The sequence below is a fragment of the Xanthomonas sp. LMG 12460 genome (genome assembly GCF_009192895.1).
GTDB classification, from domain to species: Bacteria; Pseudomonadota; Gammaproteobacteria; order Xanthomonadales; family Xanthomonadaceae; genus Xanthomonas_A; species Xanthomonas_A sontii.
The window spans coordinates 1-12,122 of the sequence record NZ_NKUH01000091.1 but is presented as its reverse complement, the minus strand read 5'-3'; the positions used below and the strand labels follow the sequence as shown (position 1 = coordinate 12,122).

Below are 12,122 nucleotides of genomic sequence, written 5' to 3'. Positions count from 1 at the left end.
TTGAAGTGGTCGATGTCCAGCAGGGCGATCAGCAGCGGTTCCTGCGTGCGCTCGGGCGTCGCTGCAGCCTCGCGCGCCTGTAGCCAGGCGGTAACGTAGCGGCGATTGCGCAGGCCGGTGAGGGCGTCTTCCTCGCTCTGGCGACGGATGGTGGCGGCGAGCTGTTCCAGTTCGCGGTGCTGCGCCTGGATCTCCTCGTTCTTGCGCGCCAGTTCCGCGTTGATGCGCCGACGCGCGCGGCCTTCGCGCACCTTGAGCAGGAAAAAGCCGGCCAGCGCCAGCAGTGCGGCGAGTAGACCGTAGAGCACGCTGCACTGGCGCTGCGCGCGCGCCTGCAGTTGTGCATACGCCGCCTGTTCGGCGGCACGGGTGCGGGCAAGTGCAGCCAGTTCGCTGTTCTTGCGCGCCAGGTCCACCGCCGACTCGAGCTCGGCGATCCGGGTCTTGGATTCGACGTTCACCGCCTTGTCGTTGACCGCCTTGTACTCGCGCATGAGGGCAAGCGCCTCGCGGTCGCGGCCGAGTGCGTCGAGGTTGTCGATCATGCGCGGGTACAGTTCCAGCCGCCGGGGGACGTTGTCCCACTGCGTGAACATCTGCCGCGCGCGCTCGAACGCGGCGGCCGCGGCGTCGCGTTGGCCGAGATCGGCCAGAACGTTGCCGCGCGTGGAATAGACGATGCCTCCCTCGCCATGGTCGCCGCCTGGCGCCGCCCCCTCCAGCATCGCGGCCGCTTCGCGCAACAAGGGCAACGCCTCGCGCGGCCGATGCTGCAGCGCGAGTACGTTGCCCAGGTTGTTCAGCAATCCGATCAGCGACGTCTTGCCATCGGCACGTCCCGCCGCCAACGCCTGCCGGTAGATCGCTTCGGCGCGTTGCAGTTCGTTTGCGCCCTGATAGGCCGTGCCCAGGTTGTTGAGTATGTCCGCGCGCGTCAGGTCCTTGTACGGCATCGCATCGTAGGCAGCGAGCGCACGCTGGCCGTAGGCGATCGCCTTTTTCCATTCGTGAGCATAAATGAACACGCCGGTGGCGTTGTGCAGCATGGAGACGTCGTCGGGCTTGCCCAGCGCCTTGACCACACGCTCCGCCTCGAGCAGGGCCGCGATGGCATCGGGCATGCGCCCCTGCTGAGCCGACACCAGGAACACGGTCTGGTTGGCCTTGTACTCCACCGGATCCGGATGCCGACGTACTCTGGACAATGCGATGCGGGCGACCCGCAAGGCGTCGTCCTGCGCACCCATCTTGTAGTAGGAGCGGGCCAGCAGTCGCCACAGCTCTGCGATGTGCGGATCGTGCGGCAGCTCCGTTTCCAGCCGCCGCATCTCGCCTTCGAGCTGCGCGATGCGGAGCGCGTCGCGCGGCCGCCAGATCTCGGCATTGAGTTGCGTGAACAGGCGCACCCGCTGTTGCGGCGACAACGGCTGGGCGAGCAGCGCCGAGCCGATGGAGACCACCCTGTTCGGCTGGCCCGCGGCGGCGGCCGCATCGACCAGTTCCAGGCCGAGCGCGATCGAGCCTTGCTTGTCGGCCGCGGCGTCCCAGGCCGGCATGCCCATCTGCAGCGCGGCCGCCGGGTCTGCGGCACGCACCGCCGCCACGCAGGCCGGCAACGCCTGCGCCGGTGCGCACCGCTGCATCGCGGCCGCGTGTGCCACCGCGGACGACACCAGCACACTCCCACACAGCAGCATCCTGAGCGACTGCAAGATCAAGCGACTGCGCACTGCCGTTCTCCCCAAGAGGCCGCAGCACACGCCGGATCCGTGAATGCGGCGGATATCGTCGCACTCTGGTCCCACGCACGCCGTTGCCGGCGTGCAACAACGCCGACCCGTGCAAGGCTATCGGCCACACGGGCGATTTCTTGAGTTCCATCCCATGCTAGAAGCTACGTTACTCACGCTACGCCTGCACGCGCCTGCGCCAGGGCGCACCGCGATCAACCCCTCTCCCACCGGGAGAGGGGTTGGGGTGAGGGTCCGAGCACGCAGCACATCCATGCATCCCCCAACTCCACCCCCCAAGTCCCATCACAGCGGCGTCAGCTGCCTGAGCTGCGCGTCATCGGGAAACGCCCGCACGCGGTAACGCGGCGGATACAGCGGCGGCTGCAGCTCCATCAGGTCGCCAAACGCGGCAACAGCCTCGTCCCAGGACACCAGGACGACCGCGTCCTCCCCGGCGTCGTCGCGCGGGACGACCAGTGCGATCCGGTCGGCTCTGGGCAACAACGTATCGACGCCCTTGGTCCATGTGCAGAGCGAAAACTGCCGCGCGCCGTCGTCGCGCTCCTGGTAGACGCTGAACGATGCGACGAAGATGTCCTGGTCGGTCGCGTCGTGGAGCTTATCCAGCGCCGCCTTCTGATCGGCATAGGCAGGCGCGTCCAGCAGCCGGCGCAGGTCCGCCTGGCGCTGGCGATGCTCGGGCAACGCCAGCGCGAACGGCACCATGCGGCGTGCCTCGTCGTAGGTGAACACCAGCGCGGAGACGTTGCGGCCCTGCGCGGCCGCTTCCACGCTCAGTTCCAGCATCGCGCCGATAGCGGCGGCGTCGCGATCGCCCACCACCAGCAGGCAGTCGCGCGCCGGCAGCATGAACAGCGGATTGCCCGCCACCGGAACGCGATACAGCACGTCGGGCAGCAACGCGCGGCTGGTGTCGTAGGCATCCTGCCATGCGCCGCGGAACACGCCGGGTGCGACTTCGACGAAATGGTCGGCGGTCGCGTCGCGCAGATTGTCGCGGGCGATCGCCAGGCCTTCGTCCAGGGTGATACCCCATGCCGCGCGCGGCCCCTGGAACAGCGTGGAGATCGTATCCGGCAGATCCAGCGCCAGCAGCTCGACGCAATCCTCGGCGATGTCGCGCCATGCATATGGGAATGGCGCATCGAGGCCTTTCTCCAGCAGGTGCTCCAGCCGCAGCTCCTCGAACATGCCGCGATTGCGGATCACCGGCATCAGCGTCGCGCGCACCTCGTCGAATGTCTTTTCCCGGCCACTCTCTTCCTGCGCGTTGAGCGAGGACGTCACATAGGCGCGCAATGCCTCGGCGCGGCCTTTGCGCGTCGCGGCCCTGTAGGCCTGATAGGCGTTGTGCAGATAGATGGTGTAGCCATTGCCGCCGACCAGTCGGAACGCGTCGGGCTGATAGACCAGATCCTCGCGATAGCCCCGCGCGCGCAGGGCATCGGTGTACAGCCTGGCGAAGGCGTCGGGGCTGGGCGTGCGGCGGAACAGCGTGTCGAACAGTGCAGCGAACATCGGCGGTCGTCCTTGTCGAGTGGCGGCATGCGGGCGCCGCGCGGAATGCTAGCGCAGCTTTGCGGCAGCCGCAGATGGACGCGGACTGCAGTGTCCGCAACGGCACTCCGGCAACTCCGATTGCATCGAGCAACCAGAAAGCGCGCGCACGCTGCCCGGTCAGCTGTCCCTCCCACGTGCATGCACGGCGCACCGCATTACGCGTATCCGTGTGCGGCGCGAAATAAAAAGCCCCGCTGTCGCGGGGCTTTCTGGAGACTCGGCACTTCCTTCTCCCGCATGCGGGAGAAGGAGTCGCGTGCTGCCCGCCTCAGGCGAACGGATCCTGCAGCACCATGGTGTGCTCGCGGTCCGGACCGGTGGAGACGATCGAGATCGGGCAGCCGGCCAGTTCCTCCAGCGCACGCAGGTAGGCGCGGGCGGCGGGCGGCAGTTCGTCCCACACAGTGATGCCGTGGGTGTTCTCGCTCCAGCCCGGGAACTCCAGGTACACCGGGGTGCACTCTTCCCAGCCCTGCGCGTCCAGCGGCGCGTATTCGGTGCGCTTGCCGCGGTATTCGTAGGCGATGCACACCTTCAGCTTCTCCATGCCGTCGAGCACGTCGAGCTTGGTGATGCACAGGCCGGAGATGCCGTTGATGGCCACCGCGCGCTTCAGCGCGACGATGTCCATCCAGCCGCAGCGGCGCGGACGGCCGGTGGAGGCGCCGTACTCGGCGCCGCGGTCGCGGATGCCCTGGCCGATCTCGTCGTCCAGTTCGGTCGGGAACGGGCCGCCGCCGACGCGGGTGGCGTAGGCCTTGGCGATGCCCAGCACGTAGTCGATGTCCTGCGCGCCCACGCCGGTGCCGGCCAGTGCGCCGCCGACGGTGGTATTGGAGCTGGTGACGTAGGGATAGGTGCCGTGGTCGATGTCCAGCAGCGCGCCCTGCGCGCCTTCGAACAGCACGCGCTTGCCCTGCTTGCGCAGGTCGTGAAGGATGCCGGCGACGTCGAACTTCATCGGCTGCACGTATTCGCCGAAGGCCAGCGCTTCGTCGAAGGTCTTCTGGAAGTCGACCGCTTCCACGCCCAGGTACTTGGTCAGCACGAAGTTGTGGTAGTCCAGCGCGGTGCGCAGCAGTTCTTCCAGCTGCGGCGGGTAATGCAGGTCGGCAACGCGGATGCCGCGGCGCGCCACCTTGTCTTCGTAGGCCGGGCCGATGCCGCGGCCGGTGGTGCCGATGGCCTTGCCGCCGGCGGCCTTCTCGCGAGCCTGATCCAGGGCAATGTGGTACGGCATGATCAGCGGCGCGGCCGGTGAGATCTTCAGGCGCGACCGCACTTCCACGCCGGAGGTCTCCAGCTCTTCGATTTCCTTGCGCAGCGCGGCCGGGGAGATCACCACGCCGTTGCCGATCAGGCACAGCGCGTCGGCGCGCAGGATGCCGGACGGGATCAGGTGCAGGACGGTCTTCTTGCCGTTGATGACGAGGGTGTGGCCGGCGTTGTGGCCGCCCTGGAAGCGCACGACGGCGCCGATTTCCTCGGTGAGCAGATCGACGATCTTGCCTTTGCCTTCATCGCCCCACTGGGCGCCGAGCACGACAACTGACTGACCCATGGCTGGGTAACTCCTGGTTTGCTGCGCGACCGTCGGGGCCACGCGGATGTGGTGGCCGTGCGGGGACCGACCGGCGCCGATGCGGTTGCTCCATCGGGGAGCGTCCAGGCGGCGGCGGACCCATACACGGAAAAAGCCGGTCGAGACGCTCGCGTGGAGCGGGCCCGGCCGGCTTTTGTGCATTATCCGGGTTTTGGGTGGCAGTCACCACCCCCTGGCCGGCCGCGTTCAGGCCCGGCGGCCACCACCCGCCTGGCTCAGCCGCGCACCCACCACAGCGCCAGCAGGCCCACGCCGACGGCAATGGCGCCGGCCCCACGCAACTGCCGCGGCGGCATGCGCAACATCTGCTGGACCATGCGCCGCCATGTCTCCGGCGCGGCGAACAGCAGCAGGCCTTCGAGGATCACCATCAGGCAGACCGCGGCGATGAGATCGTGCATGGCGGTCTCCGGCGATGCTGGGTCGCAGCCCGAGGATGGAAGTAGCAGCGGCTTCAGCCGCGATACGCATTACTGGGAATGCCTGTCGCGGCTGAAGCCGCTCCTACAGATGTCTGGCGACCGGGAACCCGCTCTTGCGAATCCCCAATCCCGACTCCCCAATCCCGCCCTCAGCGATCGCTCTTGAGGTATTGCAGGAACGGATCGTTCTTGTCGAGCACAATCACGCCGTTGCCGTCGGCCATGGCGCCGCGGTAGGCCTCCAGGCTACGGTAGAAGGCGTAGAACGACGGGTCGGCGGAGCCGGCCTTGCCGTACACGCTGGCGGCCTCGGCATCGCCTTCGCCGCGCAGCTTCTGCGCGTCGCGCTCGGCCTCGGCGACCAGCACCGTGCTTTCGCGGTCGGCCTGGGCGCGGATGGTCAGTGCCTGCTCCTCGCCTTCGGCGCGCAGCTTGGCCGCTTCCTGCTTGCGCTGCGCGCGCATGCGTTCGTACACGTCGGTGATCACCTGGCTGTCGGTCGGCAGGTCGATCTGCTTGATGCGCAGGTCGACGATCTGCATGCCCAGGGTCTTGCTGGCCGCGTTGATCGCCACCAGCTGCTTGGCGATCAGTTCGCTGCGGTCGCCGGACACCAGCTGCTGCAGGGTGCGCGAGTTGATCTGGTTGCGCAGCGAGTCGGTGATGATCGGCGCCAGCAGGCTGTTGGCCACCTTCTCGTCGCCGCCGGTGGTGGCGCGGTAGAAGGCGCGCACGTCGGAGATGTAGCCGATGGCGAAGAAGCTGACGCTGACGTCCTTCTGCTCGGCGGTGAAGTAGCGCGCCGGGTTGGTGTCGATCACCTGGAAGCGGCGGTCGAACATGCGCACCGATTCCACCAGCGGCACCTTGAAGTGCAGGCCCGGCTTGAGATCGGCACGCACCACGCGGCCCAGGTTCAGCACCATCGCCGCCTTGTCCTCGGGCACCACGAACACCGAGCTGAGCAGCGCGAACAGCGCGACGACGGCAATGCCCGCCCACAATGACAGTTTCATCGCTGGATCTCCTCACGGCCGGTCGGGCGCGGCGTGCGCTCCGGGTTGCGGACACTCTCGGCCGAACTGCTGTTCAACGCCGGCATCAACACGTCCTGCGGCACCGTCGGCAGCGAGGTGGTCGGCGCCGGCGGCGGCGCCGCGGCCGGCGCCTTGCTGTCGGCCGGCATCGGCACGTAGATCAGTTGGCGGCCGTCGCCGCCGATGACCTTGCGGTTCTCCGCCAGCACCTGCTGGAGCGTCTCCAGCCACAGCCGCTTGCGGGTGACCTCCGGCGCGTTCTGGTACTGCTGCTGCAGCAGGGTGAAGCGCTCGGCGTCGCCCTGCGCGCGGGCGATCGCCGCTTCCTTGTAGCCTTCGGCGACGGTGCGGGTGCGCGCCGCCTGGCCGCGCGCCTCCGGCACCACCTTGGCGGCGTAGGCCTGGGCCTCGTTGATCAGCCGCTCCTTGACCTGCTGGGCGCCGTTGACCTCGTCGAAGGCCGATTTCACTTCCTCCGGCGGACGCGCGTCGGGCAGGGTCAGGCCGGTCACGATCAGGCCGGTGTGATAGGCCTTCAGCGCGGCCTGCAGGCGCTCGCGCGCGGCCACGGCCATCGGCCCGCGGTTGTTGAGCACCGTGTTGAGATCCGAGCGGCCGATCTGTTCGCGCACCGCGCTCTGCGCGGCCTGCTCCAGCACCAGGTCGGCGTTGCGCGCGCCGAACACGTAGGTGCGCGGGTCCTCGACCCGGTACTGCACGTTGAGCGAGACGTTGACGATGTTCTCGTCGCCGGTCAGCACCGGCAGTTGGCTGTCGAAGGTCTTGATGCGGGTGGCATCGACCTTGCGCACGGTCTCGATCGGCCACGGCAGCTTGAAGTTCGGGCCCGGCTGCAGGATCCGCGAGAACTGGCCGAAGCGCAGCACCACGCCGCGCTGCTGCTCGCCGATCAACTGGAAGCTGCTGAACAGCAGCACCAGCACCACCGCACCCAGGACCCAGCGGCCGATGCCGCCGCCATCGCCGAACAGGTCCTTCAACGGACCGGGCAACCCGCCCCACCTGCCTCCCCCATTGCCGCCACGCGGCGGCCAGGGACCGCGCCCGTGATTGTCGGGGCCGTCTCCGCCCTTGCCGCCAGGTGTGTTCCAGGCCATGCATGCTCCAAGAAGGAAGGTGGCGACGCGTCGGTCACGCGCCGGTCACCGGATAATGAGTCGCCGATTCTACAAGATGGGGCAGACCCGCCGTTTCGAAAGGGTATCTTGGTGCATTCCTGCGTGCCGACCAAGGTGTTCCATGTCCGTTCCCGCCCAGTTCTCCGCCTTCCGCATCCACCAGGACGCCACCGGCTACCACGCCGGCCTCGCCCCGCTGTCGCTGGACCAGCTCAGCGACGGCGAGGTGGTGATCCGCGCCGCCTGGTCGTCGGTGAACTTCAAGGACGCGCTGGCCGGCACCGGCCAGGGCAAGATCCTGCGCCGCTTCCCGCTGGTCGGCGGCATCGACGTGGCCGGGCACGTGGTCGCCTCCCGCGACCCGGCGTTCAAGGAAGGCGACGCGGTGCTGGTCACCGGCTGCGGCCTCAGCGAGACCCGCGACGGCGGCTACAGCGAATACGTGCGCCTGGAGTCCAAGTGGGTGGTGCCGCTGCCGGCCGGGCTGAGCCTGCGCGAGAGCATGGTTCTGGGCACCGCCGGCTTCACCGCGGCGCTGGCGCTGCTGCGCCTGCTCGACAACCGCCAGACCCCGGCGCATGGCCCGCTGTGCGTGACCGGCGCCACCGGCGGGGTCGGCTCGCTGGCGATCGACATCTTCAGCCGCGCCGGCTTCGAGGTGCATGCGGTCAGCGGCAAGGCAGACCGCGCCGAGCAGCTCAAGGCCTGGGGCGCCACCCAGGTGCTCGGCCGCGAGGCCCTGCAGACCAGCCGGCCGCTGGAATCGGTGCGCTTCGGCGGCGGCCTGGACAACGTGGGCGGGGCGATGCTGACCAGCCTGCTGGCGCAGACGGCACCTTACGGCAACGTCGCCAGCGCCGGCCTGGCCGCGACCGCGGACCTGGACATGACGGTGATGCCCTTCATCCTGCGCGGGGTGTCGCTGCTGGGCATCGGCTCGGCCGGCACCGCCCGCGACCTGCGCGACCGCATCTGGCAGCACCTGGGCAGCGACTGGAAGCCGCGCCACCTGGAGACGATCTGCACCCGCGAAGTGGACCTGGCCGGCCTGCCGGAGGTGTTCGCGACGATGCTGGCCGGGCAGTCGTTCGGGCGCACCGTGGTGCGGCTGGATGCGAGCGCGTAGCCACGCCGACGCTTTGTGACACGCAACGCTTTCCGCCTTCGCGCCGCTGCCTCTACACTCGGAGCCTCCTAGGGGGAACCACATGGCACGCATTCTGATCGTCGACGATTCGCCGTCGCAGTTGCTGGGCATCCAGCGCATCGTCGAAAAACTGGGGCACGAAACGATCACCGCCACCGACGGCGCCGCCGGCGTGGAAGCGGCCAAGGCGGCCTTGCCGGATCTGGTGCTGATGGACGTGGTGATGCCGAACCTCAACGGTTTCCAGGCCACCCGCACCCTGCGCCGCGAGCCGACCACGCAGAACATCCCGGTGATCCTGGTCACCACCAAGGACCAGGACACCGACCGCATGTGGGGCATGCGCCAGGGCGCCCGCGCCTACATCACCAAGCCGTTCTCCGAGGACGAGCTGTACGAGGTGATCGAGCGCGTGTTCAGTGGCGAGGATGCGCCGTAGAAGCCGGGATTGGGGATTGGGGAATGGGGATTCGTAGGGGCGGGTTTCCGGGCGGTGTTTGAGTGCGCGGCGTAAGGCCGCATGCAATCGGCGCGCCTTGTAGGAGGGGCTTCAGCCGCGACGGGCGTTACCGGTAACGCCTGTCGCGGCTGAAGCCGCTCCTACGACGCCACAGCGCGAGGGGAGCCCGCTTTTGCGAATCCCCAATCCCGCCTCACTTCACACGGCCTCGCCAAACGCCTTGGCCAGCCCGCGATACGCCTTGCGCTGCGCTTCGGTTTCCGGCGCTGGCGCCAGCACTTCCAGTTCGACGATCTGGTCGCCCGGCGGGGTGCCGGGCAGGCCGCGGCCGCGCAGGCGCAGCTTGCGGCCGGCGTCGGACTCCGGCGGAATCTTCAGTTCCACCGCCCCGCCCAGGGTCGGCACGCTGATGCTGGTGCCCAGCGCCGCCTGCCAGGGCGTCACCTGCAGGGTGTAGAGGATGTTGCGGCCGTCCACCTCGAACTGCGGATGCGCGGCGTACTCGATCTCCAGCAGCAGGTTGCTGCCGCCGTTGCCCTGCCCGCCCAGCCGGATCACCTGGCCGGGGCGCACGCCCTTGGGGACGCGCACGTCCAGCTGCTTGCCGTTGATGGTGATGCGCACGCTGTCGCCGGCGTACACCGCCTCCAGCGGCACCGCCAGCTTGGCGCGGGTGTCGCCGCGCGGCGCGCCGGTTCCCGGTCCGGGGCCGGCGCCGCCCTGGCGGGCACGCTGCTGGCGGGCGAACAGACTCTCGAAGAAATCGCTGAAGCCGCCGCCGGCGCCGCCATTGCCGAACACTTCCTCGAAGTCGAAGCCCTGCGCGCCGCCGTAGTTCGGCGGCGCGTGGAACTCCTCGCCCGGCCGGTAGCCCTGCGCGCGCAACTGGTCGTAGGCGGCGCGCTTGGGCGGGTCGCGCAAGGCCTCGTAGGCCTCGTTGATCGCCTTGAACTTCTCTTCGGCCCCAGGCTCCTTGCTGACGTCGGGATGGTACTTGCGCGCCAGCCGCCGGTACGCGGTCTTGATCTCGGCATCGCCGGCGCTGGGTTCCACGCCCAGGGTCGCGTAGTAATCCTTGAATTCCATCCATCACCTCAAAAAGAGTCGGCCCGCCGCCTTGCGGCAACGGGCCGGTTGCATGCACTGCGCCATCGCTCGGCCATTCTACGGCCGGCCGCGAGGGCGCGGCGTCGCGGTGGCGACGCCGCTGCGAGCAGGCGCTTACTGCACGATCGTGGCCCCGGTATCGACCTGGATACGGCGCGGCGTGCTCGCCGGACGCTTGGGAATGCGCACTTCCAGCACCCCATGGTAGCCGGTGGCGGAAATGCCGTCCGGATCGGCGCTGTCGGGCAGCGCGAAGCGGCGGTGGAAGCTGCCGTAGCGGCGCTCGATGCGCGAGAAACGCTCGGTGTCGGCAGCCGATTCGCTCTTGCGCTCGCCCTTGATCGAGAGGATGCCCTTGTCCATCGACACCTCGATCTCCGACGGGTCGATGCCCGGCAGATCGGCGTACAGCACAAAACGCTCCGGCTCCTCCTTGATGTCCACGCGCGGCACCCACTGCGCGGTGACGACGGCCGATTCGTCGGTGCCGCCGTTGGGGTCGAAGAAGCGGTCGAACACCTGCTTGATCTCGTTCTGGAATGCGGCCTGGGCCGGCCACTGGCGATAACGGACGATGCTCATCGTGGTCTCCTGAAACGTGAATGAGGTACACCCCGGAGGGGACGGTTCGCGGCGGCGGGACCGGCCCGCCGTCCATGCCGGTCAGATAGGCCTGCCGCGGCGCTTTTCAAGGCGTTGACGCCACCTTCCCATTTCCGTTTCTAGACTCGGTTCATCCAAGGAGCCCGACATGCCCATCCAGACCGGCGAACGCATTCCCGAAGTGGTGCTGCAGCGCATCCGCGACGGCGTGGAAGCCGTGGACACGCGCACCCTGTTCGACGGCCGCCGCGTGCTGTTGTTCGCGGTGCCCGGCGCCTTCACCCCGACCTGTTCGGAGAAGCACCTGCCCGGCTATGTGGAGCACTTCGAAGAGTTCCGCAAGCGCGGCATCGAGGTGTACTGCATGGCGGTCAACGACCCGTTCGTGATGCAGACCTGGGGCAAGAGCCAGTTGGTGCCGGACGGCCTGCAGATGCTGTCCGACGGCAATGGCGACTTCGCCAAGGCGCTTGGCCTGGAACTGGACGCCAGCAGCTACGGCATGGGCGTGCGGGCGCGCCGCTTCGCGCTGTACGCCGACGACGGCGTGGTGCAGGCGCTGTTCGTCGAGGCGCCGGGCGAGTTCAAGGTCTCCGCCGCCGACTACGTGCTGCAGCACCTTCCCGACTGATCCCCTTACCCACCACAGGAAACGGCCAGCCATGTCCAACAAGCCAGCCACCCCGAAGACCGATGCCAAGCCGCTGCAGCACACCGCCGGCCTCACCGACACCGCCACGCTGCGCGCCAACGCCCGCCAGAGCATCGAAGACGGCGCGATCACCAAGAGCTACAGTGCCGACCGCGAGGCGGTGATCAAGATGCTCAACGACGCGCTCGCCACCGAGTACGTGTGCGTGCTGCGCTACTACCGCCACTACTTCATGGCCGCCGGCATGCTCGCCGACGCGGTCAAGGCCGAGTTCCTGGAACACGCGCAGCAGGAGCAGGCGCACGCGCACAAGCTGGCCGAGCGCATCGTGCAGTTGGGCGGCGAACCGGACCTCAATCCGGACACGCTGACCGCGCGCTCGCATGCCGAGTACAAGGAAGGCGAGGACCTGCGCGACATGGTCAAGGAGAATCTGATCGCCGAGCGCATCGCCATCGACAGCTACCGCGAGATGATCAATTTCGTCGGCGACAAGGACACCACCACCAAGCGCATCCTGGAAGACATCCTCGCGCAGGAAGAAGAGCACGCCGACGAGTTCTCGGACATGCTGGAGGGCTGGATCGGGAAGTAAGCCGGTTCAGCGTTACGCCCTCTCGTAGGAGTCAACTGTCATG

The 12,122-nt window shown here is 68.3% G+C and carries 12 protein-coding genes; 4 read left to right on the top strand and 8 right to left on the bottom strand.

Annotated features, from left to right (window positions below):
- The 6 genes from CEK66_RS17095 to hflK form a co-directional block, all read right to left on the bottom strand.
- Window positions 1-1,673: GGDEF domain-containing protein (locus tag CEK66_RS17095; protein ID WP_152237703.1), on the bottom strand; the 1,673-nt coding region annotated here is incomplete at its 3' end.
- Between the two features lie 363 nt (window positions 1,674-2,036).
- Window positions 2,037-3,272, bottom strand: coding sequence for a hypothetical protein (locus tag CEK66_RS17090; protein WP_152237702.1), 1,236 nt, complete (start codon window positions 3,270-3,272; stop codon window positions 2,037-2,039).
- 310 nt (window positions 3,273-3,582) lie between these two features.
- Window positions 3,583-4,875, bottom strand: coding sequence for an adenylosuccinate synthase (locus tag CEK66_RS17085; RefSeq protein ID WP_152237701.1), 1,293 nt, complete (start codon window positions 4,873-4,875; stop codon window positions 3,583-3,585).
- Between the two features lie 257 nt (window positions 4,876-5,132).
- On the bottom strand, window positions 5,133-5,318 hold the full coding sequence (locus CEK66_RS17080; protein WP_152237700.1) for a DUF2065 domain-containing protein: 186 nt from the start codon (window positions 5,316-5,318) through the stop codon (window positions 5,133-5,135).
- A 170-nt stretch (window positions 5,319-5,488) separates the two neighbouring features.
- The gene (locus CEK66_RS17075; protein ID WP_026144397.1) at window positions 5,489-6,355 is read right to left on the bottom strand and encodes a protease modulator HflC; all 867 of its coding nucleotides are present in this window, start codon (window positions 6,353-6,355) and stop codon (window positions 5,489-5,491) included.
- Window positions 6,352-7,494: an FtsH protease activity modulator HflK gene (hflK, locus tag CEK66_RS17070; protein WP_152237699.1), complete on the bottom strand. Its 1,143-nt coding sequence runs from the start codon at window positions 7,492-7,494 to the stop codon at window positions 6,352-6,354. The genes CEK66_RS17075 and hflK overlap by 4 nt, the downstream gene beginning before the upstream one ends.
- A gap of 142 nt (window positions 7,495-7,636) precedes the next feature.
- On the opposite strand from hflK, the gene CEK66_RS17065 reads away from it, so the two are divergent.
- Window positions 7,637-8,641, top strand: coding sequence for an acryloyl-CoA reductase (locus CEK66_RS17065; protein WP_152237698.1), 1,005 nt, complete (start codon window positions 7,637-7,639; stop codon window positions 8,639-8,641).
- An 82-nt stretch (window positions 8,642-8,723) separates the two neighbouring features.
- Entirely contained in the window at window positions 8,724-9,101 is a 378-nt protein-coding gene (pilH, locus tag CEK66_RS17060) for a twitching motility response regulator PilH (protein WP_010340114.1), read from the top strand.
- Window positions 9,102-9,320: 219 nt separating this feature from the next.
- Here pilH and CEK66_RS17055 read toward each other — a convergent pair whose 3' ends face one another.
- Window positions 9,321-10,208 (bottom strand): DnaJ C-terminal domain-containing protein, encoded by an 888-nt coding sequence (locus CEK66_RS17055; RefSeq protein ID WP_152237697.1) that lies wholly within the window; start codon window positions 10,206-10,208, stop codon window positions 9,321-9,323.
- Window positions 10,209-10,343: 135 nt separating this feature from the next.
- On the bottom strand, window positions 10,344-10,811 hold the full coding sequence (locus CEK66_RS17050; protein WP_010341349.1) for an Hsp20/alpha crystallin family protein: 468 nt from the start codon (window positions 10,809-10,811) through the stop codon (window positions 10,344-10,346).
- Between the two features lie 169 nt (window positions 10,812-10,980).
- On the opposite strand from CEK66_RS17050, the gene CEK66_RS17045 reads away from it, so the two are divergent.
- Window positions 10,981-11,463 carry a peroxiredoxin gene (locus CEK66_RS17045; RefSeq protein ID WP_152237696.1) on the top strand — a complete coding sequence of 161 codons (483 nt, stop codon included), beginning with the start codon at window positions 10,981-10,983 and terminating at the stop codon, window positions 11,461-11,463.
- A 31-nt stretch (window positions 11,464-11,494) separates the two neighbouring features.
- On the top strand, window positions 11,495-12,079 hold the full coding sequence (locus CEK66_RS17040; RefSeq protein ID WP_017909166.1) for a ferritin-like domain-containing protein: 585 nt from the start codon (window positions 11,495-11,497) through the stop codon (window positions 12,077-12,079).
- Window positions 12,080-12,122 lie beyond the last annotated feature (43 nt).